Raw genomic sequence first — 24753 nt, forward strand, 5'->3', positions numbered from 1 at the left:
AGAAAAGTGCATGGTTTTTAACCGAAAACACAAACAAAAATACGTTGGCTATCAGAAAAACAGTGCGCTCACTGCTTGGGGAACGAAACAATGAATGACGTAGAAGTGGTACCCGACAACAGCCTCAACCCCGTTAACACACAAACGTGGGTGAATGGGCGACACCTTGTGCGCTGCGTAAAAGTGATACGCGAAACGCATGACGTAAAAACCTTCTGCTTCATGAGTCAAACCCCCATCATGTACTTCTTCAAGCCGGGACAATTCGTCACGCTTGAGCTCAATATTGGTGGCGAACAAGTCATGCGCAGTTACACCATGTCTTCCTCGCCTTCCGTGCCATACAGCTTTTCCATCACGGTCAAGCGGCTCAAGAATGGTTTAGTGTCGAACTGGCTGCATGACAACCTCAATATCGATGACGAAATTGCGGTTCATGGTCCCGTCGGCAACTTCAACTGCATCGACAACCCCACCGATAAAGCGCTGCTCCTTTCGGGTGGTGTCGGCATCACACCCGTGATTTCCATGGCGCGATGGTGGTACGACACCAACGGCGCGGTGGACATCAAGTTCGTTCACAGCGCCCAAACGCCGCGAGACATCATCTTCCTCAAAGAACTGGAATTGATGAACGCACGCATTGATAACTTCGACCTCAGCATCATTTGTGAACGCTATGACCCCGGCCAAAGCTGGCATGGTTATCGTGGCTACCTCACCAAAGAAGTCCTCTTGCTGATTGCGCCTGATGCGCTTCAACGTGAAGTCTACTGTTGTGGGCCAGAGCCTTACATGGCTGCTGTGCGTAAAATGCTGATGGAAATCGGCTTCGACATGCGCCAATACCACGAAGAAAGCTTCGGCGCGACGCCAACAGAAGTACAAGAAGATGCGGAAGAGTCTGCAGAACAAGCACTGATCACCGATGAAATCCCAGTTCCTGGTTTCACCGTCGAATTCGTTGATGAAGGCATGTCCGTCACCGTCAGCGAAAACGAAACCATTCACACCGCCAGCACCAAGCTCGGCGTACATGTACCCAAAGCCTGCGGCATGGGCATTTGCGGGTCATGCAAAGTGAGATTGTTGTCTGGTGAAGTCACCATGGAACATAACGGCGGGATCACCGAAGAAGAGGAAGAAGAAGGGTATATTCTTAGCTGTTGCAGCAAGGCAATAACAAACGTCACCATCGAAACCTAATTCGACAGTGACGTATACGACGACGTAAATTCGCGGAAAACATATCAGTGCTTTATGGCTGTAAAAATAAGAGATTCGGGTTATTTGACATATCCTCGCCATTTCCCAACGTGCTCAATGCACAGGGGATGAGCCAATAGAACCGAAGAAAAGCCACTTCAAGGCACTGATATATGGTCATTGGTATTCATTTAAAATCATCCACCAGCAGGTAAAACGACCACATCCCTTGCTCCATCGGGGATACCTGACATTCTCAATTTTGGATTATTAGGCAAGAAGTAGCGAGAAATGCCCTATCGCATGACAGCTCGTCGGAACTATGATGTGTGCAAGATAACGATCTGGCGACATGCCATAAAGAGCACGAGGTCCACATGCAATTTACCTATTCCAACCCAACGCAAATCCATTTTGGCCAAGGCCAAATTGCGGCCATTGCTGATGTCATCCCAGCACAAAGCAAAGTACTGGTGATTTACGGTGGCGGCTCCATCAAGAAAAACGGCGTTTACGACCAAGTGACTGACGCACTGAAAAACCACACTTGGCTGGATTTCGCAGGCGTTGAACCGAACCCAACCAAAGAAACCTTGGACAAAGCCGTCGCGATTGCCAAGCAAGAAGAGATTGATTTCATTTTGGCCGTGGGCGGCGGGTCAGTGATTGATGGCTCGAAATACGTTGCTGCTGCAGCAAAATACGACGGCGACGGCTGGGATATCCTGACCGGTAAATACACCATTGAAAGCGCACTGCCTATCGGTGCGATCTTAACGCTGCCAGCAACGGGTTCAGAATCCAACCCCGCCGCGGTCATCACCAAAGCAGAAACTCAAGACAAACTGCCGTTCATGCACCCAAGTGTTCGCCCGGTTTTCGCCGTGCTCGACCCCGATGCCATGAAAACACTGCCAGAACGTCAGCTTGTTAACGGTATTGCCGATGCGTGGGTGCATACCTGTGAGCAATACATCACCCGCCCAACAAATGCGGCGGTACAAGACGGCTATGCAGAAACCTTGCTGCGCAATCTGAAAACGTTAGGTGAGCAATTCGCAGAGCGCGATAACGATGCATGGCGCGCCAACCTGATGTGGAGTGCTAACCAAGCACTCTCCGGTTTGATTGGACAAGGCGTACCACAAGATTGGGCGACGCACATGATCGGCCACGAACTCACTGCGCTTTGGCACGTCGACCACGCACGTTCGCTCACCATCATTCAGCCTTCGCTGCTGCGTAACCAAATCGATTACAAGCGCGCCAAGCTCGAACAAATGGGCCGCAATGTCTTTGGTTTTGCGGACAGCGACGATCTGGCAGAACGCACCATCGATGCGATTGAAGCTTTCTACGAGCAGCTTGGCTTAGAAACCAAACTGGCCGAGTACTCTGGCGACAAAGAAACTGCCATCAATGCAGTGATTGACCAACTGACAAAACACGGCATGACAGCGCTGGGGGAAAACCAATCCATCACGCTAGAAAAAAGCCGCGAGATCTTAGAACACGCGATCGTATAACGCGTTATTGCGTTATTCATCTCGCATCTCTACATACACATAGCGCGCCTTTGGGCGCGCTATGTCGTTTTACGATGTTGAACACTACGCCGCTCAATACAACAGGGTGACGGCTTGGTTGTAATTCACGGTTTCAAGGCCAATGCCGCCGCTGGCGCTAAACGTGAGGCCGAGGTAGCGGATCGGGTAGTAGCTGAACCATGCGCCACTGCCGACATCTGCCACTCCCAAAGGCACGCTGACACTTGCGCCATGCGCGTAGCCACCAATGTTTCGCGCATCACTTTCAATGCCGTCTTTCCACACACCTAAACTCACGCCGAGTCCCACACTGAGAGAAGCGCCTTTGGATATCGCAACCGCACCATAGGGCCGTGCGTTACCTTGCCAATCCAACGCCACGCCGTATTCGGCGGTTGTGCCGACACCCACTTCCAGTTCAGGTGCGCCACCCAAGGTAATGGATTGATACCCATTGGCGAGCGCAATTTCACGCAAGGCAAGGTAGCTAGGCATGTGCGAAATCAGTCGAAACACCTCTTCGCCATCCTTGTCTGAAATCGCTCGTCTCAATGCACTGTTTTTCGCCACTGCCGCAATGAATTCAGCCCCCGCTTGGCTCAATGCGAGGTCTTCTTCCAATCGCGTTTGGGCAAGCGCCGTTATCTCAGCTTGCATATCAATTGGCGCTCCACACACCTTTTCATACGGCGGGCCTAAATTCAGCAAAGCATCCGCAGGCGAAGGCATCAAGTCCAATCCTTCATCGCAGTAGTACTCGGTTTTACATTCTGCACCGGGGTTGAACGCCCACAGAAAACTGACTTTGGAAGACCCTGTCGGGCAGCGATAGCACTCACCGCCTTTCTCAAATTGACCATCTTCGCAGCCATAGACGGAGCGCTCAAACGTCGCATCGACCGTGTCTTTGTTAAAACCAATGCCGCGTTCTTTGCAGGCATTGTCTTTATGAATCGGCGTCCATGTTCGACGATACCCTTCAGGACACCGCCAACACTCACCGCCATTTTTCGGCGTGAAATAGAGGTTCTTTCCTTTGCAGCCCCAGTTGGTTGCATCACCCACTAAAATGGCATCGATTTTAATTTCATCACCGCAGGCTGGTGCGCCATCTTCACCGCAAGCCAGATCCGGCGGCCCCAAATATTCGTCATAAAGCACGGGCGTGGTGCCAACAATAGGGCCGGGTGTGGGTGCCGTTTCAGGAGGAGCAATGACGGTGTCCATTCCATCATCCAATCCAGCCAACGCATCCGCGTCGTTTACGTCCATCTCACCATGATTGGCAGAAGTGTTAGGGTCAATCTCGCTTGGCGATGCTGACGTGATGGCCGAAGAAGGATCGCGTTCAGTTTCTGGAGGCGTAATCGGCACTAAAGGTTCTCGCGTTGCTAAAGACTCGGGTTGTTCGGAAGATTCGGTAGGCTCAGGCGATGTGCCGCACCCAGCAAGGGAAAGCGTGAAGGAAAGGAAGGAAATACACACAATGTAGCGACAATGAATCCATCTACTATTCATAAGGCTGCCTTAAAAGCCCACTGCGACATGCAGTGTATTGGGCTTTATATACAGCAATAAATTATAGGTAGTGCGCCGAAGCGGCTGTGTTCACAAATGCGACGAACACGGTCTAAATAGATGTGATTTTCTGGAATTCTGTCGCCAGATCAGAAGATTATTCAGATCCACCGAATCTCACTTTCCACACCGCACATCGCGCGGCATCTCGGGCTTCATACTCATCGATCGCGGTGTGAAGCTCAGGGTTGAAGTCTGCTTCTTCATCATTTCCAATCGCCGTTAATCGCATGGAAAACCACGCGGTAATTCCACCCGGTGGCGGTGATGAGAAAGAAGGAAACGTGAGATTGCCGTCATTATCTGCAAGCCAGTCCTTGGGCAATGCAGGCGCTAAAACCAACGCACGTGCCAGCCCAACCGCATCGGCGGCATTTTTGGCAAGCGCGTCGACAACCTGCGCGCGGGTTTTGAAACCGCCCGTGACCACCAAAGGAATGCGCGTCATCTGCTTGGCTTTTTCCGCGAATTCGACAAAGTAAGGCCCAGACGCAACGCGGTCAGAACTCGACGCCGCACCAGGGAAATATGACCCGCCACTCAGCTCAATCAAATCCAGCGAGGTGGCATCCAACAAACCTATCGCAGCCAATGCGTCAGTTTGGGTCAATCCACCATCCAATTGATCGGTTGTGTTGATCTTAATGCCGATCGGAAACGCCTCCCCCACCGCCTCTCGCACCGCTGCAATCACGTTAATGACAATGCGGCAGCGAGACGCCACATCACCGCCGTATTGATCCTCACGACGGTTAAACAATGGCGATAAAAACTGGCTCAGTAAAAAGCCGTGCCCAGCATGAATTTGTACGCCCGTAAAACCCACACTTTTAGCCAGCACCGCCGCTTGGGCATACTGCGCAGGAAGTTGTTCGACGTCTTCTACCGACATGCCATCACAATGAAACTCACCAATGTTGAGCGGCGACGGCCCTTTCGGATTGCTAATGGGCGGATGCGACAGCCCGCCCCCATGACCAATCTGCGGCCAAATGTGCGCGTGGTTGATAGAAGCACGAGAGGTCAGTTCGCGCAGCGCCGTTACATCAGCACCATCACTCAAGACCAAATTGCCCGGACGCTCAGGAAAGCGCGGATCAAACTGCACTTCACCAATGATGGCTAATGCCACGCCGCCTTCAGCCCACTTTTCATAAAGCCGCGCCTGTGGTGCTGTGGCATTGCCCGCCCCGTCTCCCAGCGAATCAGACATGGCAGATTTAATGAGTCTGTTTTTCAGCACTGCGCCACAAGGAAGCACCAACGGGCGATCGAGAAGACCGTTCTGGTCTTGTTGATTTGGCATGATTTGCCTCCTTGCGTTGAATTAATTCACACTGTCTCGCGTGCAATCGGTAATCACTACCCTATCCGCATTTACGGAATCAGACATGCCTTGCGCATCAAGCTGGCCTTCGCCATCACTGAAAATAACCGAGACGGCGCCAGAGTGCACCAGCGAGGAAAGGCTGCGACAATCTGATGGTTGTTCAATGTAAATCCGCCCCGACTCTGATTGGGCCAGAGCCCCCCAATCTTCCGCGTCGACCTCAGAGAACACCAAATCAGCCTGCACGTTCGACATATCGCCGAACGATGAAATGGTGCTTTGCTCAATCAATACCTGAGATAACGCAGGCATCTCATTCAATGGTGAGAGAGATTCCACCTCAACACCACTCAAGGTGACCACTTCTAAACCCGGAAAGCTCGCGAGGTCATCTAAACGGATCTTGGCGTTGATAGGAAGATCGCAAAGCAGCGTCGACAGATCATTGACGCGTGTCGCCTCATTAACCTGCGCAGCCATCGACACACAGGCTTCCATTTCAGGATCGGAAAACACCACGTCATCAATGGGCTGAGAAAGCGGCGCAAGTGCATCCATCCCTTCCTCCAATGCCTCGTCATCCTGCCACAGGTCACCCGGTAAAGGCTCAAGCATGCCTTCACTTTCCGCAAGCTCAGCCAGATTGGCAAATTCCTCGCCGCTCATGTCACCAAAAAAGGCTTCTAGTACGGGCGCGGCATCTTCAAGAAAACAAGCATTCGCGATAACGAACGTGCCTGGCACTTCCGCCACGCCCACACCATGCATGCCCAACTGCACGACCGCGGCCTTAGCCTTGTCTTCTTCAGTGATGGTTTTGAACGTCAATATGGTCGTGCTAAGATCGTCCAGCGCTTGAATACGATCATAGAAGTCAGACACTAACTCAGGGCGGTAACACGCCGATTCGGGGTCAACGTCGTTCAGAAAGGTTTTGTATTTTTCAATGTAGCGCTCCGCCAGCGCTAAATTGCTTTTTGCCAGCGCAATACGCTTGTCTATTTTCGCCACGCGCAGCGCCATCAAACCACTGCCTGTCGATTCAAAACGTTCAGACAGCCTTTCCGTCAATGCCTCATACTCACTCACATTACTCAACGCTTCATCAATCAAAGGAGCCGTGTTGTTCTGCAACTTTTCGATGGCCGCCATATTCCGCTCAATATTCGACTCCGCCGCCACAGAAAAGGGCAGAATAAAACAGAGAAAAACGGCAGTAATACGGCATGAAAAAGCGAGCGAACCTGAGAAATGGCGCATGGGGGACTCCCGGAAACAAAAACGATAAATCAAACTATGTCGACTCTTCATCCACGACAAAAGGTTTGTCACACAACGCGGCGATTTCACGACCTTCAACAATCAGTTTCGCCTTATTGCCAGCTAAGAACGGATGTCGTTCACCGGAGGCAAACAACACAAATATTTGGTGAACCTTCAGGCCATGCTGATCGCGTCGATGCTTAGCGCGTGCCACCACAAAGCCACGCACAGCGTCTAAGTTCGCCTCAAAGCGGTAAACAGGATACACACTGGAAATTACCCGCGTCATCAAGCCTTTTCGTCGATTCACGGTCACGTAATGACGTGCGAACGCCATGTGCCAACCAAACGCAGCTAAAGAAGCCCAAACAAAGACAAACGACGGCGACTCAACGTTGTCAAACCCAAGTTGATAGAACGCAAACCCCAAAAACAGACACCCAATTGCTTTTCTGACAACACCCGCACCAAAGGTAATGACTGTTTCGCCAGTGTTCGCACTATGTGTCTTCTTCATGTCTACCTCTTACCTTCCTGCCTGACGATACCTTCACCTTGGCCGTTACTACGATGCGATGAAAAGGAGCGCGCCAAGCACAAGCATGACAGGAAAAATCCACACCAAACGCCACAACGAACCTTCGACACGAAACGGTGTTTCCGAGAGTTGATGGGAGGCAGGTTGATGCGTCACATCATGAGCAGCAGCCTCAGGTTCAACAGTACCCAACTCTGCGATTACTTTCTCTGACGGCACCACCATCAAGGGCCTTGAATCTGGCCAGTCCGTCACGCCATCAAAAGCAGCTAGCTGATAGTGATGAGCGATAAAACATGCCAATTCGACCGTTTGTGCAAAAGTGCCAACGCTGTTTCGCCAAATTTGTTTGTTATTCACGGACAAGCGAAGCCAACACCCTTCTTTGTGCTCTGCAATGGGAATGACCGTCAAACGGCAGTCTGACACGGCCCATTCATCCATCAGCGACATCCCGAGCCCTTTCCAGCCCAAGAAGTGAAGAACGCTGTCACCTTGAAACGTAAACCGTTCTCGTCGCGAGAAAAAAAGTACACATAGAAAGCCAAGAAAGAAGGCGGCAGGAAGGAAGAAATACCGTTCGTTGTCCCCGCTAAACCAAGAAACAGACGCCATGACCAAACATGCACCAAGAGGAACCAGCGTGATGAAACCATAAACCGCTGAGTTTTTCTGCTTCGTCCCCACTAGATAGCCGTTACCAGAATTATCCCGTTTGAGATGATAACGTGCCCCCCAAAAGAGCGCGTCATAGTCCTTTATCATGCAGCGCCCTTTCCAAAACCCGACAACCTCACCTTAAAACGCATTCAAAACTGGGTCGACAGACTGATTGTTTTATTCGTGGGACTGGCGAAGAGAATCAAAATGAAGGGCTGTCACTTGTCGACGATTTGAATCACATCAACAGTTTCAGCCCAAGCACGTTTTCGCGCGCAGAAAGCGCACATTTTGAGGAGTGAAAAAGAAGCAGCATAAAATAGTCACCACTTCTCTCTCTTCGATGTAATCGAACTTACGGTTTTTCCATCAGGGCCAATCGCACGCCAAGCCCCACAAAAACGGCCCCAAGTACTTTGTCCAACCACGCACAAAACCGGCGGCTGTTCCTCAAAAACCGCGTGGCTTTATCCGCCAACAACACAAAAAGAAACTCGATAGCCAGCCCGACCAAAATCACAAGGAAACCAAGAACAATAAGCTGTACCGTCACGCTGCCTTCGTTTGGCCTTACAAACTGCGGCAAGAAAGCCATGAAGAACACCGCCACTTTGGGGTTCAACACATCAATCAACACGCCTTGCTTGAACGCATCCCAGAAGGAGACATTTTTTTCCCCTGACGATTCGGTATCAAAACTTTCCCCCGCCGAGCGAAGGGCTTTGTAACCTAAGTAAATCAGGTAGACTGCACCGACGTATTTGACCACAGTAAATGCCATGGCAGAGGTTGCAAGAATCGCCGACAAGCCCAGTGCCGCAGCAACGACATGAAAGAGCGCGCCACTGCACACGCCTAGTGACGAGGCAAAGCCAATTTTCTTACCCTGAGTAATGGTTCTTGAAAGGATGTAAATCAGATCTGGCCCCGGAGATAGTGTTAGTAAGACCGCCGCACTGAAAAAGACAAACCAATAACCAAAATCCATATATCACTCCACCCATCCGTTGCCATCATCCTCGTTCAGCGATCAGCTTACAGGAGTTATCAACCAACAAAACGCCTCAATGCTGCGATGTTTTGTTAGCTCGAACGAAGCATCCGATGAAAGGCGGTATTAGATTGCAAGCGCAAGCAACCCAAGGGGAATGGCAATCACACAAATATGCAAAATGTTAAACCATTTTTCGCGGTGTTGAACGCGCTTGAAACCCATCACTGCCAGCAGCGCATCTACCACAGACATTTTATAGCGCGAGACCATCACACCGAGCTGCAACACAACCCCACCAATAAAAATGTACTGTGCCGCCACGCCATAAGGCGTCGCCCATACTGCATTCAGGGTTTCCACAAAACTCTGTTCTACTGCCATGTCACTCACTTCCTTGTTTGCAATCTCTGCATGCTGTTTGGGCATCCTGCCCTGTTGGTTATCGAATGACTATAGCGCGGATGGGACATGACGGACGTTTCAGTTTTGTGGAAAGCGAGGATATAGGAGGGGCATAAAGCGATTTTGGACGACAGCGGTTTCAAACAGGCCTCATGAATGTCCAGAAATGGCACAGTATCAACGCCGTTAGCCGCTAAATCTCTACGACGCGTTTCCTTGATAGTGATAAAATCACCGCATCAGAACGACCGAGAAACGCTATGTTTATCCATCATGTTAACGACATCGACTGGCTGGTAATTACAGCTTTTGAAGAACTGAAAACGCTATTTATCGAAGAAGCCGGTACGATCCCCGCTTGCTTCTCTGCCGCCAGCGAATTGAACCTGATTGATCAAGCCAAGCGAAAATATGGATATTTGCCTCCACTGAGCGGCGTAATCACCGATACAGGCATGTTTCAAAGCAAGGATAACGAAGAAGGTTTGAACCCACTGCTTGCATGCCTCGTTGAAGGGCGTGGTCGGGTGTTTATCTATCACGGCGGCTTTGTCGCTTTTGTGGATGACGAGCAAACCTTCATTACCCGAATCGACTGAAAATCATTCAGTAAGTCGAAGTCAGCGAATTGAATGGAACCAGAATGTGAGTTCGCTAGAGGAACTGGCACGGATTGTGGCTCCATACAATCGCGATTCTCCTGACCTCGAATACGTTGCAAAAACACGTGTTGAGAATGAAGAAGGGGTTGAATCAAGCATGTGGCATTGGCTTGGTGGCTTTCGGCACGCTGCTCGCTATTAAGTCGTAGCGTTGGCGCCGTGTGTCTTTTCAGCCCATTCATGCTTTGTTTGTAAGGCGCGACGAACGAGTGTCACGCACTATATGAAAGCGCCATCTTCAGTTCACAGTGAAGATGGCGCTATGAAACAAGCAGGTTGCGGGCGGTGCTTGGCTTAATCGCAGTCCGAATAATCCGAATTAATGCACTGCAAGGCCATTTGTTCCGCTTGTTCAATTTGAGTCGCGTTCAATTGGGTTTCCACATTGAACGCTTCATCTGGTGATTCATTGTAGTGGCGAATGTAAAACCACATGTAAGATTTCACCTCGTTCTGTTCTACCCCATTGCCTCGCTTATACGCCCACCCAAGCTTATATTGTGCGCGTAAATCGCCACCTTCCGCAGACATGCGGTAATAGCTCAGCGCCTTCTTCCTGTTTTGATGCACGCCATAGCCCATTTCATACATCCAGCCGAGGTTCGCTTGAGCGCGGGGATCGCCTTGATCGGCAGCGAGGCGATAGTACTCAACGGCTTTTTCGTTGCTTTGGGCAACGCCTTTCCCTTCTTCATACATCCAACCCAGGTTGGTTTGCGCTCGGGCATAGCCCTGATCAGCGGCGAGGCGATAGTACTTAACGGCTGTTTTAGCGCTTTGAATCACACCTTGTCCAACTTCGTACATCCACCCCAGGTTGGTTTGTGCTTGGGCATAGCCCTGATCGGCCGCTAAGCGATAGTAATTGACGGCTATTTCATGGCTTTGAGAAACACCTTGCCCCACCTCATACATCCAAGCCAAATGCGTTTGTGCGCGGGCATCCTCTTGCTTGGCTGCCATTTGGTAGTATTTGATGGCTTCTTCGTTGTTTTGAACAACCCCTCGCCCATCTTTATACATCCAGCCTAAGCTAGTTTGTGCGGCGGCATAACCTTGGTTCGCCGCCAAAAGGTAGTACTCAAAGGCTTTTTCATAATTTTGAGGAACACCTCTGCCCATCTCATACAACCAACCAAGACCGGCTTGTCCGCGCTCATCGCCTTGATCTGCCGCGAGCTGATAATACTCAATGGCTTTTTTAAAGCTTTGAGTCACACCTCTACCGTCTTCATGCATCCAGCCCAAATTCGTCTGTGCGCGGGGATGACCTTTGCCTGCAGCGATGCGGTAGTACTGAGCTGCTTTTTCATAGTTTTGAGTGACACCTTGACCATACTCGTACATCCAAGCAAGGCTAGAGTATGCAACGGCATCACCTTGGTTTGCGGCGAGGCGATAATACGCGAGGGCTTTTTCATCGCTTTGAGGCACGCCTTCACCATGTTGATACATCCAGCCAAGGTTGGTTTGTGCGTAAACGTCACCTTGTGTTGCCGCCATGAGGTAAAGCTCAGCAGCTTTTTCATTATCTTTGGGAACACCACGACCATTTTGGATCATCCAACCTAGGCTATTTTGCGCGGAGGCATACCCCTGTTGTGCGGCCATTCGGTAGTATTTAAGCGCTTCTTCATCACTTTGATAAACGCCTCGACCTTCCTCATGCATCCATCCAAGCTGCGTTTGCGCGAGAACATAGCCTTGGTTCGCTGCCAATAAAAAATAGTTCGCTGCTGTTTCTTCGTTTTTCTCGACGCCTAATCCAAGCCCGTACAAATTCCCAAGGCCGTATTGTGCGCGGGGAAGGTTGAGTTCCGCTGCTGAACGGTAATACATCAATGCCTTTTCATAGCTTTGTTCAACACCCAAGCCCTTTTCATACATCCAGCCAAGGTTGAATTCAGGCATGGCATAGCCCTGTCGCGCAGCGAGGCGAAAATAACGCAATGCCTCTTCGTAATCTTGCTTTACACCCTCGCCACTCAGGTGCATCGCCCCAAGGTTGGTTTGTGCCGCAGCAAACCCCTGTTCTGCCGACATTTTGTAATATTTGACGGCTTCAGTAGCACTTTGCTCTACCCCTTCCCCCGCGTCGTACGCCCACCCGAGTAAATATTGGCTTTCAGCGTCCCCTTTATTCGCCCCAGATCTGAGCTGCGCAATGGTTTTCTCACTTTGAGGCGCATTCCATGATCTTTCTAATACATCTAAAAGGGGGGATTCTGTGGTGTTGTAGTTGTCGCTGGACGAACAACCTGCAATCGAAAGGAGTATCACGCTAACAATTAATTTCTTCATCCATCATCCCTGCGCTTTTGTCCAAGCGTAATGAAGCAAAACAAATCCTCATTAGAAACTACACACTTTTGACATTTAAAACCCGTTTAATATCTGGGAATTCTCATCGCAAAGCGCTGAAATGATGTGTTGTTTGATGGTGATGGCACGATGTGTCTTTCAAGATTTGCGTGTTAGCAACAAGACCCCCGCCACCACAATCAGCACCAGCCCAAACCCAATAAATACCCATTGTCCGTCTGTCATCTTGCCTTCCTTTTTGGTTACTTGAATGGATGCACTCAACACTGGGGGCCGTCGGCCTTCCAGTGGTGCGAGGAATGCGCTGTCCTTGGGTTTTAGTGTAGATACTTTTGTAGGGTTTCCCTGAAATCAACGCCATGTTGCTCGACAACGCTCAACATGTTGGCGCAATCTGTTGGCTCTTAGCTACCATGGACTTTTCATCATGACCGTCATTTTCCTTTCCATTGGCATACTCCTCATCGTTTCCGTCGCCAGTTACGTGCTAGTCGGCCGCTCACGTAAAAAAACCACTGAAACCGTGGTACCAAAACCCATCGACAAAGAGTTGGCTAAACGTAACGAGGATTACTTTTTAGAGCTAAGGCTTGGTTCGATGATAGCAGACGTACAAAACCAGCAACTCCGTGAAAGTGCCAGATGCGATGGTTACTTTATTGATGATGATTGGACGGTGATTCCAAAAGACACAGACGCGTCAGTGAACGCTCAAGAGCACACAAACGAGGATAGAAACATAGAAAAGGGGTGAAGCTACGCGAACAGTTGCGTTTCAATCAGGTATAGAAAGGAGAATCAATCAATGACCTTGTAAGGTGTCAAGTACGAAGTAAAACAGGAGGGCTTAATTGGGTGGAAGCCCTACCAGCTACATCCCGGCACACACGTCCCAAGCGGGGGCTGCTTCCTTCCGGACCTGACCCATTACACAAGATAGCGTTGCGGGAGAACCAATAGGGCCTCCATAGATTTGTTACACCAAACTTTTCTTTTAAAAGAAACTTTCGGTTCGGGCGCATTATGTAAGAAGGCTGACACCAATGCAAGGGGTTATCCGGCTTTCAGGGTGTGAGTGCTGAGATTTTATCCGCTTCCGGCAATTTCAGCCTGTGGCTCACTCTTCTTCCTCTTCGTTTTCCGCGTTGAGGAGGTAATCCCCTAGCCATGCAATCGTCAGTGATAACAGCCATGCCACAAACACAGGGTTAGGCACGGAAAATTGCGGGATCACAACGATGGTGGCAAAGCCGATGGCAGGCAGTATCACGGTGAGCTTGTCACCGCGGTGACCATCACTGATGCGTTGTAACTCTTGCAGTGATAACACCAACACGCTGCCGCAGAACGCAAGCATGGCACCTTGGGGCAATCCACCCGCGAGCAAGCCTACGATCAAGGCGGCAGGCCACCAGCTGATTTTGGTAACAGGTTTCCAGAAATACGCAGATAGCCATACAAGGACGACACAGAAGATTTGCATCAAGGTGTAGCGCATTGCGCCGCCGAGCTTTTCATCGCCTTGTAGGGCGAGCACACCGCATTCCATGGCGATAACCACGGACAGCACAAGGATGGAGACTTGCCAGTTGCGGCGCTCCCCTGTCATCAGAACAAGGGCGGGTAAAATCATCCATAAGCTGAGGGATATCGCGACAGGTTGCAATGGCACCATGGCACCGAAACCGACTAGGCCAATCACGAGCAGCCACACAGCTGCTCCCCCGTTACCGATGAGGAAAAGTGCGGGGATGACGTAAGCCAGCAGCGGAATGTCTCCATCTGTAATGGCGAGAGAAAAGGCTGCACCGATGACGGTCACGGCGGCGGTGACCATTAACATTGTTGAATACCACATAGCTGCACCTCCTTGCGCTTGTATGTCGATATCTTGCTGGTTGAGACCAGCGATTCCCGAAAGGCGATAACGCGTTTTGTATCCAGTCCCTTTTTGTTCTTCTGTTTCTGCGCTTGGTTTCCACGCCGCTTTGGAATAACCATCAGTAAATCATGCTAATGGGTGTTTTGTTTGCGCTATGATGGAGACTGTCTGTTTCTTTAATTTTGCGTTATCTCAATCCAATATGCCCAATTTTGATGATCAAATCTATGCGGTACTCGTGCAGATCCCGAAAGGAAAAGTGACAACTTACGGTGATGTCGCAAAAATTGCGGGGTTTCCCCGTCATGCGCGTCACGTTGGAAAGCTTTTAGGAAGATTGCCGAAAGACAGTCGCTTGCCCTGGTTTCGTGTTGTTAACGGTAAAGGCATGATTTCGTTGAAAGGTGCGCGCTTTATCGATCAGCGTGAGCTGTTGTTAGAAGAGGGTGTTGAGGTAAAAGAAAACGGCGCAATTTCGTTGCGCCGTTTCAAATGGGATGGTGAGCCTGCCTAGTCGTCACTTGCGTTTATCACCTTGGATTAACGCGCGGCGCTGACCACCTGCACTTTGATGTTCTGTGTCGATGCTGGGTCATTAATCACGTGGTGTGCGGTGTCGCTGATGAACACCAACTCGCCATTCACTTCAATGCGTGCGCTAACGTTGTACGTGTGACCCGGCTTAATTTCACTCGGTGAGTAGCTTAGGCTAAATGGCAATGGTACCTGCTTGCCTTCTGTCACGTAGGATTGACTGCTAATGACTTCCATTGGTGCGTCTGCAAGAGAGACATCCGCCAGTGTAACGGTGAGTTTTGCATTGTCTGGTAGTGCTATACGTTGGAGGTAGAAAACGTCGCCATCGACTGTTGCCATATCTTGATCCGCCATGATGTCACTGCATGCCGTAAACGCGAGTGCGATTAACGCTGCAAAGAACCCAAAAAACACCTTTTTCATGGTACAAACTCCGACAAAACGACCAATAATGACAATGCTAACAACAGTGTAACACGCGAGAGAACGCAACCCTTCCTAAAATTGTGGATTTAAGATCACACTCCGTTAATCAGGACTGCATTGCGTTAGAGAGCATAACCTCTGGAAAAGTTCGAAATTATCGGTAAATTGAGAGAGTTCTGTCATTTTTCTGTCAATTGCTTGGCAAACAACGCGTTAGGGGATTTATGAGCGATAAACTGGACGAATTACTGTCCCTTCTGAAACTCGAACAAATCGAAGAAGGCTTGTATCGCGGACAAAGTGAAAACTTGGGTTTACCGCAGGTGTATGGTGGCCAAGTCATTGGTCAGGCACTTTCTGCTTCAACGGGCACGGTCAGCAGCGACCGCTTTGTGCACTCTTTCCACAGCTATTTTCTTCGCCCAGGTAACCCTGAAAAGCCGATTGTTTATGATGTCGAAACCCTGCGTGATGGCGTGAGTTTTAGCACGCGTCGTGTGAAGGCAATTCAGTTTGGTAAACCGATTTTCTATCTCACTGCATCGTATCAAGAGCACGAGCCAGGTTTTGAACACCAATCCACCATGCCAGATGTGGTCGGCCCTGAAGAACTGAAATCTGAAAAAACCTTGGTGGATGAAATTGCTGCTCATTTGCCGAAGAAGGTCATTGAAACCTTCGGGGGGGAGCGCCCTATCGAGGTTCGTCCTGTTCATGTAATTAACCCGCTTAAACCGCACATTGTTGAACCAAAGCAATACCTTTGGATCCGCGCGAACGGCAAGATGTCAGATGATTTTCGCGTTCACCAATATGTGCTGGCATACGCATCAGACTGGGGTTTCCTGACCACGGCATTGCAACCACATGGTGTGAGTTTAATGACACCGGGATTGAAGGTCGCAACCATTGACCACTCTATGTGGTATCACCGTGAATTCCGCATGGATGAGTGGCTGCTGTTCGTGATTGATAGCCCCTCTGCCAGCGGTTCACGCGGCATTGTGCGCGGTGAAATCTTCAACCAAAAAGGTGAATTGGTCGCCTCAGCGGTTCAAGAAGGCTTAATGCGCAGTGGCGCGCCAAAACGCGCTTAACGTAATACCCCTCTCTCGCTCTTCTCCTCCAACTTTCCAAAGGGGGAGGCCGGGAGGGGGCTGTTGGCGCATCGAGCCAAGTACTTTCTATCCGATTCGTAACACCAAGTCGGCTACCAGCAAAAACACCAAGAGCATAACCACTCCCTATCCCTCCCCTTGAAAAGTGGAGTGGATCAAGAACAAAGCCAAAGCCAAAGCCAAAGCCAAAGCCAAAACATGAGATCAAAAAAAGGCCAGTGGAAGACTGGCCTTTGACGACATGAGGTGTTTTCTAAAAGGAGAACGGGCGATTAAAAATCGTAACGGATGCCCGCTTGTAGTTGGTCGTCTTTACCTGTTACGCCTTCAAATTTGTAACCTGCGTAAGTGCGTAGGTGACCGTTAAACTTGTAAACCGCTTCAAGTGCGAAGTTGTTCGCTTCTTCTGTCGTGGTGTTGTCGAACTCACCGAAGTTGTATACACCAACGAGTGCCAGTTTCTTGCTCGCTTTGTACTGTGCAGACACTTCGTAGCCCGTGTAATCCACGTTGCTTTCTGATGCCATGGTGTAAAGCGCACCCAAGGTAAACGCGTCCATCTTGAATTGAGCAGCGAGGTTAATTTGATCATCGCTGTCTGTGCCCGCATCTTGAGTGACATAGCCTGCGCCGACAGCAAATGCGCCGAAGCTGTAAAGCGCTGAGATACCGACGCTGTCTGCATCTTTTTCATCCGCTGCAATGTAGTTTGCTTGCAGCGTCAGGCCATTGAACTCGCCAGCGTAAACAAAGTTGTTTTCGCGCTTGTCTTTGTTGCCAGAGACCACGTCTGCCGCATCACCGCCGAAGGTGGCCATCACGTCAGTGATGTCCGTTAATTGAACCTGCGCAGAGTCTTGCTTGCCGTAAGAAAACTCACCCGCAGAAAACCCCAAGCCCGCGAAGAAGTAACGGTTTTTCAAGCTATCTGCATCAGAAAATTCTGCTTCATATTTACCGAAACCGTAAAGGTCATCAGAGATTTCGGTTTTGCCTTTCAGGTTTACACGAGCACGAGATTTATCTTTGAAGGTGCTGTCTTCAGTGCTTTCGTTGTTATCTGAAACATTGAAACGCGCTTCTGCACGGCCGCCAACTTTCAGCGTGGTGCCATCGGCATCATATACGGTTGCTGCCAAGGTCGGTGCTGATACCAACGCACAAAGAATTGCTGAAGCGAGTGCTGCCTTTTTCATTTTCTAACGTCCTTATTAAATGAGTGTTTTGCTTACTGATGTTTCGATGAGGCAAAACTAGACGCTAAAAATGAAGGTTAAGTGACTGAACCATGACGTTTTATGTCGATCTATATTTCATTTCGATGACTTACCGTCATCGATCGCAAGATGATGCAACTTATTGATAAGTTTCATATTGTGCTCACTTATCTTTCTCAGGGGCTTTGCCCGTTCGTTTCAACACAAAGCCCTCTTTCCAGAATGCTGTCGGAAATCTTCAATACCTATTTATCGGAGTGCGTTACGTTAGTTTTAACCCTTAGAAGAGGATTCGATATGAAATTCAAATACACGATTTTGTACGTGGAAGATGTCGCGGCAACGCTCGCTTTTTACGAAAATGCATTTGGCATGAAAACCGCGATGCTTCACGAAAGTGGAGACTACGGTGAACTGTCTTCTGGCGACACCACGCTCTCTTTTTCATCGCTGGCATTGATGGAGCAATTGGGGAAGAACCCATCACGCGTTAACGGAAATGCCCCTTGTTTTGAAATCGCGTTTGAAACGGAAGAGGTCGAACGCTATTTAGAAAAGGCAAAAGCGGCGGGCGCAGTGTTGGTGCAGGGCGTTGAACATATGCCTTGGGGACAAACAACGGCGTATGTGAAAGACCTCAATGGGTTCTTGGTCGAGATATGCTCCCCAATTCAGGCGCAATAAGCGCCATACCAAAGAAGGCGTCAGTAACCCGCTTGGTAAAGTTGTTCAATCAAATCTTGGCGGGTTTTCAGTTGCTCAGGCGTCACGCCAAACCAATGTTTAATCTCTCGGCAAAAATGCGCTTGGTCAGAAAAGCCGAACTCAAACGCGATATCACAAACACTCAAAGACGCCGTTTTATTAGGTGTGTTACCAGTAACCAGCGCCAAAGCACTTTGTCGAATACGCGCTAAACGCAGCCAAAACAGCGGCGACTTTCCGCTATGCTGCTGAACATGACGCTGCAGGGTTCGCTCGCTGACACCCAGTTCAGCAGCGATGCTCGCCACCGTTCCACCGTGTTCACGCATACACGACAATGCCTCGTAAACATTGGCATTACTTGAGGCAAATGTGGCGATTTTCTCTTCTACGTTATGCTCGTCTTCGGCCAACGCAGAAAGCAAAGCCGCCTCATCAAGCAAGGTTCCCGCTTGCAAACGATAACCCGTGAGATGTTGGTTTGGCAGAACTTCAATGGCGAGGGTGGTGTCGAAAAGTGGAGAGACATGCACATCAACATTCCCGAGCGTGTTCCGAGTAACAATCACATCACGACAGCCATCAGGGACAACAAAGGCCGTCATCGCCCGAATCGGCGCAGCCTGCCAAACCTCGATAACCTTGCCGTCATTCATTCCCATCACACGCACCTGCGTTGTCGAGTTTCGAGTTTCGAGTTTCGAGTTTCGAGTTTCGAGTTTCGAGTTTCGAGTTTCGAGTTTCGAGTTTCGAGTTTCGAGTTTCGAGTTTCGAGTTTCGAGTTTCGAGTTTCCTAGAATCCGTTCACCCCAACCCAACTTCAAGCACTTTCTTCGCTCTACCCGCTCTTTCTGCTATTTCTCAACGCTCGTATTCTCGAATCTCGCTTCTGCTCTTCCTGCTCTTTCTCGACACTCGCACTCTCGAATCTCACGCCTGCTCTTCCAACGCCTTCAAATGCGCCCGGGTTTTCTGCAACTGATACATCTGCCAATAACGACCTTGTTGTGCCAGTAACGTTTGGTGCGTGCCCAGCTCCTCCACATGCCCGCGATGCAGCACCAGAATGTTGTCGGCATCTGCAATGGTGGAAAGTCGGTGCGCAATCACTACGATGGTCATGGTATGACGAAGGGCAGACAGCGCTTGTTGCACGCGCTCTTCGGTGCCGGAATCAATGTTCGCGGTGGCTTCGTCAAGGATCAGGATGCGTGGTTTATCCACCAGCACACGCGCTAAGGCTAACAACTGCTTTTGGCCTGCGGATAAGCTGACATCGCCCGTGCCGAGCAAAGTATCTAACGCCTTGGGTAGTTCACGCACGTAATCGGCTATGTCGACCAACCCTAGCGCTTCCCAAACGGCATCATCAGACACATCTCGCCCCAGTGTGACGTTGTCGCGAAACGATGACGAGAGTACGTGAGGGTCTTGTTGCACCAGCGCAATGCCGTTGCGCAGAGCGTTTTGGCTAAGTGATGCAATGGGGCGACCGCCCAAAAGGATGTCACCTGTGCTTGGAGGATAAAAACCCATCAGCAAGGAAGCCAGTGTGCTTTTACCGCTGCCTGTGTGCCCCACCAGCGCAAGAAAACCACCCTCTTTCACGGAAACCGAAATGTTGTTCAGCACCGGCGTAGTGCCGTCATAACTGAAGTTCACGTCAGACACACTGATATCCCCGCGCGCAATGGGCGCGTCATCGTCGCCGTATTGGTGTTGCGTCGCGTCCATCAGTTCGAACAGACGCTCGCCCGCCATGATGGCTTGCTGCAACAGCGACAAACGCTGCATCAGTTCAATCAACGGCTCTGTCACACGGCCGAGGTAACTGATGAAGGCATACAACACACCGACACCGATCACTTCATGGCCTTGCCAGCCAAAGATAGCGACCAAAGACACCAGCGCGATGCCGGACAGCAAATCAATCAATGGGCGCAGGAAGATGCCGTTGATTTTAACGATGCGCACTTCTGCGCCGAGATGACGTTCGTTCAGCGAGGCAAAGCGCTCGGAGAAACGCTGTTCTTGCCCCATCAGTTGAATCAGGCTCATGCCTTGAATCGATTCACTCATCACGCCGTTAATGTCGGTCAGTAAATCACGAGATTCTCGGTAAGGATCTGACGAGCGGCGTTGATAGTAGTACATCACGAGCACCACGGACGGCATCAGGATCGCCACCACTAGGGTCAGCATCGGGCTGAGCAAATACATGGCGGTGAGCATGGCCGTAATCAGCGCCAAGCTTTGCAGGAAGCTCGCCACCACCTGCACATAAAGCTCTTTGAGTGATTCGGTGTCGTTAGTCACACGGGAGACCAGCTTGCCCGCAGGCACATAATCAAAGGCTGATAAGGGCTGATTAATGATGCTGGCATACACCTTTTTGCGGATGGTTTGCACGATATCCACGGCGATGCGACTAAATCTAATGCCATAAGCATAATGCAAGAACCCCGAGAGTATCGTGACTGTGATGTAGCCTATTGCCAACGCCCACAACATCATCGCGGGGTAATGATCTTTCGAGACATAATCATCAAGGAAGATGCGAATTAGCCATGGGCCGCTCACGTCTGCCGCCGCGGCAATCAGCAAGAACAACGCGGCAATGGCAAAGCCTTTTTTGTCTTCGAACAAATAGCTCAGCAGGCGTTTTAAAATCTCGCGCTTGTTCATTACGCCTCCTCCAGTGCTTGTTCGAGCTGTTGGTAGTGCTGCATTTCGGCATACCACCCGTTGGTATCCAACAGCTCGGCGTGAGTACCACGTTCCTCGATGTGGCCTTTTTGCAGCACGATGATTTCATCGGCGGCTTCAAGTGCCGACAAGCGATGCGCAATCACGACAGTGGTTTGGTGCTGAGCCCGGTCATGCAGGTTTTTCAGAATGTGGTGCTCTGTGCGCCCGTCGACGGCGGATAAGGCATCATCCAGGATTAACACTTCGGCATCGAGCAAGAGTGCGCGTGCAATGGAAATACGCTGTTTTTGCCCACCGGACAAGGTAATGCCTTTCTCTCCGACTTGGGTTTCATAGCCTTCAGGAAACTGCATGATGTCGTCATCAATACACGCAAGCGCCGCCGCAGTGCGTATGTCTTCGCGGGTTGCATCTGGCTTTCCTAAAGCAATGTTGTCCGCAATGCTGCGGGAAAACAGGAAAGGGGTTTGAGTGACAACGGCCATTTTGGCGCGCCATTCGCCCAAACGAAATTCAGGTAAATACGTACCACCGTATGACACAAATCCTTGGACGGGATCTTCAAAGCGGAGTAACAAGCTCAATAAGGTCGATTTCCCGCTGCCTACCGGCCCTGCAATGCCGAGCATTTTTCCTGGGGGTAAATCAACGTGTACATCTCGCAGCGCGGGCACTGATTGACCACGCCAAGTGAACTGGTCAATCGCGACAGACAAGGTTTCACGCTCTGCGGGTAACGCTTTCTCGCCATCCACCAGGTCTGGCGTTTCGTTCAAGAGTTCTTTAATGCGGATCCACGCTGCAGAGCCGCGCTCGATAATGTTGAACAGCCATGCGATCGCCAGCATCGGCCAAATCATCAAACCTTGGTACAAGGTAAATGCGGTGAGTTCGCCCAGCGTCATCGCCCCTGTTGCCACCAAATAGCCACCGCCACTGATCGAACAGAAAAAAGACGCGCCGATGGTGAGGTAGATGACTGGATCAAACATGGCATCGACTTTCGCGACCTCCATGTTCTTCTCGCCCGTGTCATCTGCCACAGCATTAAAACGCTGGATTTGCTGTTGTTCTAAGCCAAATGCGCGGATCATGCGAATGCCGTTGAGCGACGATTGGGTTTCATCCGATAACGACGAAAACGCGGCTTGCGACGCAGAGAAACGGTGATGCAACTGTGTGCCAAATCGGTTCACCAGAATCGCCATCACTGGCATAGGGAGCAACGCGAGAATGGTCAACTCCCAACTGATGGTGGTGGTCATCACCACCAGCACAGCCAGTCCCATGATGGCGGAGTCTGCGGCGGTAAGCACGCCTTCACCTGCCGTCATCACCACGGCTTTCACATCGTTGGTGGTACGCGCCATGAGATCGCCAGTACGGTAACGTTCGAAGAAGCGCGGTGAGTGTGTCGTAAAGTGGCGATACAGTTTGTCACGCAGCACAGTGCCAAGCTCAACAGCGGCGCCAAATAACCACACGCGCCATACCACACGTAACACGTACACCAGCCCCCATAACACGGCGATCCCGCCCAATGAAGCCAGCAACATGTTACGACTAACATCGCCTGTCATTACGCCATCTACCAGCCAACCAATGGCTTTCGGTGGGATCAATTCAAACAGGGAGACCAGCATGAGGAAGCCAATTGCGCCGGCATAGCGCTTCCACTGCTGTCGAAAATACCAACTGAGTTCGACGAATATTCGCATTCACTTTCCTTAACCTGCCTGTTTCGATCTCGATCATACTGAGGCGTGCAGACACAAAAACAGGCATCCTTTGTTCTTTTTATTGCTTATTGGATTCAAAGCAAGCCATCAGCACGTTAAACGAGCGGCAATGCGGTGGTGTATTTCAATGGCTCCATGGCGAAGGTTGATGTCACGTTCGTGAGCCCTTCGATGCTATTCACCAGCTTCTTATAAAAACGGTCATACGCGGCCATGTCTGCGACTTGCACTTTCATCATGTAATCGTATTCGCCTGCCATACGGTAGCATTCCATCACTTCGGGAAACGGCGTTACTGCCTCCACAAATGCACGATACCAAGTTTCTGAGTGATTGGAGGTTTTGATGTGCACAAACGCGGTAAAGGACAAGCCTAGCGTTTCAGGATCAAGCAGTGCGACGCGCTTACGCAGCACACCACTCTCTTCAAGGCGCTTTAATCGCTTCCAACACGGCGTGGTCGTGAGGTTGACATGCTCCGCGAGATCAGCCAGCGACAGCGATGCATCTCGCTGCAAACAGTCTAACAATTGGCGGTCAACTTTATCTAATGTGACAGTCATCAATATACTACTCTCGTTGCCCATTTAAGCAGCCACCGTTTCGCCAACCTGCCTAATGGAGAAATTATTTTCACCTAAGCGACAATTGTAGAATAATTTTCTAACACTTTCGATTATTCGAGCGTAAATGGAAAAACAATACTCTGAACAAGCAGTTAAAGTTTACCTATACCCATTAAAACACTGAGAACTGCCAATAATGACTGAAGCCCCTTGCTGTGCCACTCCGTCCCACTGGGTCTGCGATGCTATCCGTAAAATCGAAGCCGATGTTCAACGCTCGGCGGATACCCATTTAATCAAGCTGGATATTCCGTACTTCGATGATATCGATATCTACCTGAAAGATGAGAGTACACATCCGACAGGCAGCTTGAAGCACCGTCTTGCACGTTCGCTGTTCTTGTATGCGTTGTGTAATGGTTGGATAAACCAAGACACCACCATCATCGAATCTTCATCAGGTAGCACCGCCATTTCTGAAGCCTATTTTGCGCGCCTGTTGGGTTTACGTTTTATCGCTGTGGTTCCAAAAACCACGTCGAAAAAGAAAGTCGAGCAGATCCAGTTCTACGGGGGTGAAGCCCACTTCGTCGAGCGCTCTGATGAGATTTACGCGGAATCGCACCGACTTGCTGAAGAGCTGAACGGCCACTACATGGATCAGTTCACTTACGCAGAGCGCGCGACAGACTGGCGCAGCAATAACAACATCGCCAACAGCATTTTTGGCCAAATGAAGTTCGAACGTTACGCAATCCCAAGCTGGATTGTCATGAGCCCAGGCACTGGCGGCACATCCGCCACCATTGGCCGTTTCATCCGCTACCGCTGCCACCCAACGCAGTTGATGGCCGTCGATCCTGAAAACTCGGTATTCCACGATTACTTTAAAACAGGCGACAAAACCTTAACGCTGGATCGCGGCAGTAAAATTGAAGGCATTGGCCGCCCTCGCGTTGAGCCAAGCTTCATTCCAGGTGTGATTGATCGCATGGAAACCATCGCGGACGTTGACAGTGTGGCCGTGGTTCACTGGCTTGAAGGCATTCTTGGCCGTAAAGCAGGCCCATCAACCGGCACCAACTTGATGGGTGTGTTGATGCTGGCTGAAGAGATGAAAGCACGCGGCGAACGCGGCTCACTCGTGACATTGCTTTGCGACAGCGGCGAACGCTACCTTGATTGCTACTACAACGAGGAATGGGTGAAGGAAAATATCGGTGACATCAAACCAACGCTAGAATCACTACAGAAATACAGCTGCTAATTAGCCTACACTTCATTCGATTAAGGGTGCACGCGTTGCGCCCTTTTTTGTGCATCAGCAATGCCACCTGTACGAGCGTACAGGT

At 50.3% G+C, this 24753-nt stretch carries 24 protein-coding genes and 1 other RNA gene; 9 read left to right on the forward strand and 16 right to left on the reverse strand.

What is annotated here, in order from left to right:
- Nucleotides 1-90 precede the first annotated feature (90 nt).
- Together EQP46_RS18130 and EQP46_RS18135 are read left to right on the forward strand one after the other, a co-directional pair.
- Nucleotides 91-1206 carry an FAD-binding oxidoreductase gene (locus EQP46_RS18130; protein WP_129494991.1) on the forward strand — a complete coding sequence of 372 codons (1116 nt, stop codon included), beginning with the start codon at nucleotides 91-93 and terminating at the stop codon, nucleotides 1204-1206.
- A 377-nt stretch (nucleotides 1207-1583) separates the two neighbouring features.
- Complete coding sequence (locus tag EQP46_RS18135; RefSeq protein WP_129494992.1) at nucleotides 1584-2732, forward strand: iron-containing alcohol dehydrogenase; 1149 nt, start codon at nucleotides 1584-1586, stop codon at nucleotides 2730-2732.
- A gap of 93 nt (nucleotides 2733-2825) precedes the next feature.
- Here the strand turns inward: EQP46_RS18135 and EQP46_RS18140 are convergent, their stop codons facing one another.
- From EQP46_RS18140 to EQP46_RS18175, 7 genes are all read right to left on the reverse strand, one after another.
- Nucleotides 2826-4271 carry a hypothetical protein gene (locus tag EQP46_RS18140; RefSeq protein ID WP_129494993.1) on the reverse strand — a complete coding sequence of 482 codons (1446 nt, stop codon included), beginning with the start codon at nucleotides 4269-4271 and terminating at the stop codon, nucleotides 2826-2828.
- Nucleotides 4272-4428: 157 nt separating this feature from the next.
- A complete protein-coding gene (locus tag EQP46_RS18145; protein ID WP_129494994.1) occupies nucleotides 4429-5637 on the reverse strand; it encodes an oxidoreductase in 1209 nt (402 codons plus the stop codon).
- A gap of 21 nt (nucleotides 5638-5658) precedes the next feature.
- Entirely contained in the window at nucleotides 5659-6921 is a 1263-nt protein-coding gene (locus EQP46_RS18150) for a hypothetical protein (protein ID WP_129494995.1), read from the reverse strand.
- A gap of 34 nt (nucleotides 6922-6955) precedes the next feature.
- Nucleotides 6956-7441, reverse strand: a complete 486-nt coding sequence (locus EQP46_RS18155; protein WP_129494996.1) for a hypothetical protein — start codon at nucleotides 7439-7441, stop codon at nucleotides 6956-6958.
- 48 nt (nucleotides 7442-7489) lie between these two features.
- The gene (locus EQP46_RS24490) at nucleotides 7490-8227 is read right to left on the reverse strand and encodes a hypothetical protein (RefSeq protein ID WP_240671767.1); all 738 of its coding nucleotides are present in this window, start codon (nucleotides 8225-8227) and stop codon (nucleotides 7490-7492) included.
- A 250-nt stretch (nucleotides 8228-8477) separates the two neighbouring features.
- On the reverse strand, nucleotides 8478-9110 hold the full coding sequence (locus tag EQP46_RS18170; RefSeq protein WP_129494997.1) for a LysE family translocator: 633 nt from the start codon (nucleotides 9108-9110) through the stop codon (nucleotides 8478-8480).
- Nucleotides 9111-9239: 129 nt separating this feature from the next.
- Nucleotides 9240-9497: a hypothetical protein gene (locus EQP46_RS18175; protein WP_129494998.1), complete on the reverse strand. Its 258-nt coding sequence runs from the start codon at nucleotides 9495-9497 to the stop codon at nucleotides 9240-9242.
- Between the two features lie 281 nt (nucleotides 9498-9778).
- Between EQP46_RS18175 and EQP46_RS18180 the strand changes: the two genes are divergently transcribed.
- Entirely contained in the window at nucleotides 9779-10117 is a 339-nt protein-coding gene (locus EQP46_RS18180) for a cytosolic protein (RefSeq protein ID WP_129494999.1), read from the forward strand.
- Between the two features lie 46 nt (nucleotides 10118-10163).
- Complete coding sequence (locus EQP46_RS18185; protein ID WP_161972875.1) at nucleotides 10164-10322, forward strand: hypothetical protein; 159 nt, start codon at nucleotides 10164-10166, stop codon at nucleotides 10320-10322.
- Between the two features lie 152 nt (nucleotides 10323-10474).
- Here EQP46_RS18185 and EQP46_RS18190 read toward each other — a convergent pair whose 3' ends face one another.
- Nucleotides 10475-12481, reverse strand: a complete 2007-nt coding sequence (locus EQP46_RS18190) for a tetratricopeptide repeat protein (protein WP_129495000.1) — start codon at nucleotides 12479-12481, stop codon at nucleotides 10475-10477.
- Between the two features lie 448 nt (nucleotides 12482-12929).
- On the opposite strand from EQP46_RS18190, the gene EQP46_RS18195 reads away from it, so the two are divergent.
- Nucleotides 12930-13256 carry a hypothetical protein gene (locus tag EQP46_RS18195; protein ID WP_129495001.1) on the forward strand — a complete coding sequence of 109 codons (327 nt, stop codon included), beginning with the start codon at nucleotides 12930-12932 and terminating at the stop codon, nucleotides 13254-13256.
- A gap of 108 nt (nucleotides 13257-13364) precedes the next feature.
- On the opposite strand, the gene ffs is transcribed toward EQP46_RS18195, so the two are convergent.
- Nucleotides 13365-13461, reverse strand: an RNA gene (gene ffs, locus EQP46_RS18200) — signal recognition particle sRNA small type.
- A 158-nt stretch (nucleotides 13462-13619) separates the two neighbouring features.
- Nucleotides 13620-14360, reverse strand: a complete 741-nt coding sequence (locus tag EQP46_RS18205) for a VP0952 family biofilm-associated protein (RefSeq protein ID WP_129495002.1) — start codon at nucleotides 14358-14360, stop codon at nucleotides 13620-13622.
- 226 nt (nucleotides 14361-14586) lie between these two features.
- Between EQP46_RS18205 and EQP46_RS18210 the strand changes: the two genes are divergently transcribed.
- Nucleotides 14587-14898, forward strand: coding sequence for an MGMT family protein (locus EQP46_RS18210; protein ID WP_192545529.1), 312 nt, complete (start codon nucleotides 14587-14589; stop codon nucleotides 14896-14898).
- Nucleotides 14899-14924: 26 nt separating this feature from the next.
- On the opposite strand, the gene EQP46_RS18215 is transcribed toward EQP46_RS18210, so the two are convergent.
- Nucleotides 14925-15344 (reverse strand): YbaY family lipoprotein, encoded by a 420-nt coding sequence (locus EQP46_RS18215; protein ID WP_129495004.1) that lies wholly within the window; start codon nucleotides 15342-15344, stop codon nucleotides 14925-14927.
- A gap of 227 nt (nucleotides 15345-15571) precedes the next feature.
- Here EQP46_RS18215 and tesB point away from each other — a divergent pair, with 227 nt between their 5' ends.
- The gene (gene tesB, locus EQP46_RS18220; RefSeq protein ID WP_129495005.1) at nucleotides 15572-16444 is read left to right on the forward strand and encodes an acyl-CoA thioesterase II; all 873 of its coding nucleotides are present in this window, start codon (nucleotides 15572-15574) and stop codon (nucleotides 16442-16444) included.
- Nucleotides 16445-16737: 293 nt separating this feature from the next.
- Here tesB and EQP46_RS18225 read toward each other — a convergent pair whose 3' ends face one another.
- Nucleotides 16738-17661, reverse strand: coding sequence for a porin (locus EQP46_RS18225; RefSeq protein WP_129495006.1), 924 nt, complete (start codon nucleotides 17659-17661; stop codon nucleotides 16738-16740).
- 318 nt (nucleotides 17662-17979) lie between these two features.
- Between EQP46_RS18225 and EQP46_RS18230 the strand changes: the two genes are divergently transcribed.
- Nucleotides 17980-18366, forward strand: a complete 387-nt coding sequence (locus tag EQP46_RS18230) for a VOC family protein (RefSeq protein ID WP_129495007.1) — start codon at nucleotides 17980-17982, stop codon at nucleotides 18364-18366.
- A gap of 20 nt (nucleotides 18367-18386) precedes the next feature.
- Here the strand turns inward: EQP46_RS18230 and EQP46_RS18235 are convergent, their stop codons facing one another.
- From EQP46_RS18235 to EQP46_RS18250, 4 genes are all read right to left on the reverse strand, one after another.
- The gene (locus EQP46_RS18235) at nucleotides 18387-19049 is read right to left on the reverse strand and encodes a helix-turn-helix transcriptional regulator (RefSeq protein WP_240671768.1); all 663 of its coding nucleotides are present in this window, start codon (nucleotides 19047-19049) and stop codon (nucleotides 18387-18389) included.
- Nucleotides 19050-19317: 268 nt separating this feature from the next.
- Entirely contained in the window at nucleotides 19318-21072 is a 1755-nt protein-coding gene (locus tag EQP46_RS18240; protein ID WP_129495008.1) for an ABC transporter transmembrane domain-containing protein, read from the reverse strand.
- Nucleotides 21072-22814, reverse strand: coding sequence for a SmdA family multidrug ABC transporter permease/ATP-binding protein (locus EQP46_RS18245; protein ID WP_129495009.1), 1743 nt, complete (start codon nucleotides 22812-22814; stop codon nucleotides 21072-21074). The genes EQP46_RS18240 and EQP46_RS18245 overlap by 1 nt, the downstream gene beginning before the upstream one ends.
- Before the next feature lie 116 nt (nucleotides 22815-22930).
- Nucleotides 22931-23398, reverse strand: coding sequence for an Lrp/AsnC family transcriptional regulator (locus EQP46_RS18250; RefSeq protein ID WP_129495010.1), 468 nt, complete (start codon nucleotides 23396-23398; stop codon nucleotides 22931-22933).
- Nucleotides 23399-23597: 199 nt separating this feature from the next.
- Between EQP46_RS18250 and EQP46_RS18255 the strand changes: the two genes are divergently transcribed.
- Nucleotides 23598-24668 (forward strand): PLP-dependent cysteine synthase family protein, encoded by a 1071-nt coding sequence (locus EQP46_RS18255; RefSeq protein WP_129495011.1) that lies wholly within the window; start codon nucleotides 23598-23600, stop codon nucleotides 24666-24668.
- Nucleotides 24669-24753 lie beyond the last annotated feature (85 nt).

This window comes from Enterovibrio baiacu (genome assembly GCF_004120195.1).
In the GTDB taxonomy this organism is placed as follows: Bacteria; Pseudomonadota; Gammaproteobacteria; order Enterobacterales; family Vibrionaceae; genus Enterovibrio; species Enterovibrio baiacui.

Coding starts and splice junctions, on each gene's coding strand:
- EQP46_RS18130 (WP_129494991.1), top strand. CDS start 91: ATGAATGACGTAGAAGTGGTACCCGACAACAGCCTCAACCCCGTTAAC.
- EQP46_RS18135 (WP_129494992.1), top strand. CDS start 1,584: ATGCAATTTACCTATTCCAACCCAACGCAAATCCATTTTGGCCAAGGC.
- EQP46_RS18140 (WP_129494993.1), bottom strand. CDS start 4,271: ATGAATAGTAGATGGATTCATTGTCGCTACATTGTGTGTATTTCCTTC.
- EQP46_RS18145 (WP_129494994.1), bottom strand. CDS start 5,637: ATGCCAAATCAACAAGACCAGAACGGTCTTCTCGATCGCCCGTTGGTG.
- EQP46_RS18150 (WP_129494995.1), bottom strand. CDS start 6,921: ATGCGCCATTTCTCAGGTTCGCTCGCTTTTTCATGCCGTATTACTGCC.
- EQP46_RS18155 (WP_129494996.1), bottom strand. CDS start 7,441: ATGAAGAAGACACATAGTGCGAACACTGGCGAAACAGTCATTACCTTT.
- EQP46_RS24490 (WP_240671767.1), bottom strand. CDS start 8,227: ATGATAAAGGACTATGACGCGCTCTTTTGGGGGGCACGTTATCATCTC.
- EQP46_RS18170 (WP_129494997.1), bottom strand. CDS start 9,110: ATGGATTTTGGTTATTGGTTTGTCTTTTTCAGTGCGGCGGTCTTACTA.
- EQP46_RS18175 (WP_129494998.1), bottom strand. CDS start 9,497: ATGGCAGTAGAACAGAGTTTTGTGGAAACCCTGAATGCAGTATGGGCG.
- EQP46_RS18180 (WP_129494999.1), top strand. CDS start 9,779: ATGTTTATCCATCATGTTAACGACATCGACTGGCTGGTAATTACAGCT.
- EQP46_RS18190 (WP_129495000.1), bottom strand. CDS start 12,481: ATGAAGAAATTAATTGTTAGCGTGATACTCCTTTCGATTGCAGGTTGT.
- EQP46_RS18195 (WP_129495001.1), top strand. CDS start 12,930: ATGACCGTCATTTTCCTTTCCATTGGCATACTCCTCATCGTTTCCGTC.
- EQP46_RS18205 (WP_129495002.1), bottom strand. CDS start 14,360: ATGTGGTATTCAACAATGTTAATGGTCACCGCCGCCGTGACCGTCATC.
- EQP46_RS18210 (WP_192545529.1), top strand. CDS start 14,587: ATGCCCAATTTTGATGATCAAATCTATGCGGTACTCGTGCAGATCCCG.
- EQP46_RS18215 (WP_129495004.1), bottom strand. CDS start 15,344: ATGAAAAAGGTGTTTTTTGGGTTCTTTGCAGCGTTAATCGCACTCGCG.
- tesB (WP_129495005.1), top strand. CDS start 15,572: ATGAGCGATAAACTGGACGAATTACTGTCCCTTCTGAAACTCGAACAA.
- EQP46_RS18225 (WP_129495006.1), bottom strand. CDS start 17,661: ATGAAAAAGGCAGCACTCGCTTCAGCAATTCTTTGTGCGTTGGTATCA.
- EQP46_RS18230 (WP_129495007.1), top strand. CDS start 17,980: ATGAAATTCAAATACACGATTTTGTACGTGGAAGATGTCGCGGCAACG.
- EQP46_RS18235 (WP_240671768.1), bottom strand. CDS start 19,049: ATGGGAATGAATGACGGCAAGGTTATCGAGGTTTGGCAGGCTGCGCCG.
- EQP46_RS18240 (WP_129495008.1), bottom strand. CDS start 21,072: ATGAACAAGCGCGAGATTTTAAAACGCCTGCTGAGCTATTTGTTCGAA.
- EQP46_RS18245 (WP_129495009.1), bottom strand. CDS start 22,814: ATGCGAATATTCGTCGAACTCAGTTGGTATTTTCGACAGCAGTGGAAG.
- EQP46_RS18250 (WP_129495010.1), bottom strand. CDS start 23,398: ATGACTGTCACATTAGATAAAGTTGACCGCCAATTGTTAGACTGTTTG.
- EQP46_RS18255 (WP_129495011.1), top strand. CDS start 23,598: ATGACTGAAGCCCCTTGCTGTGCCACTCCGTCCCACTGGGTCTGCGAT.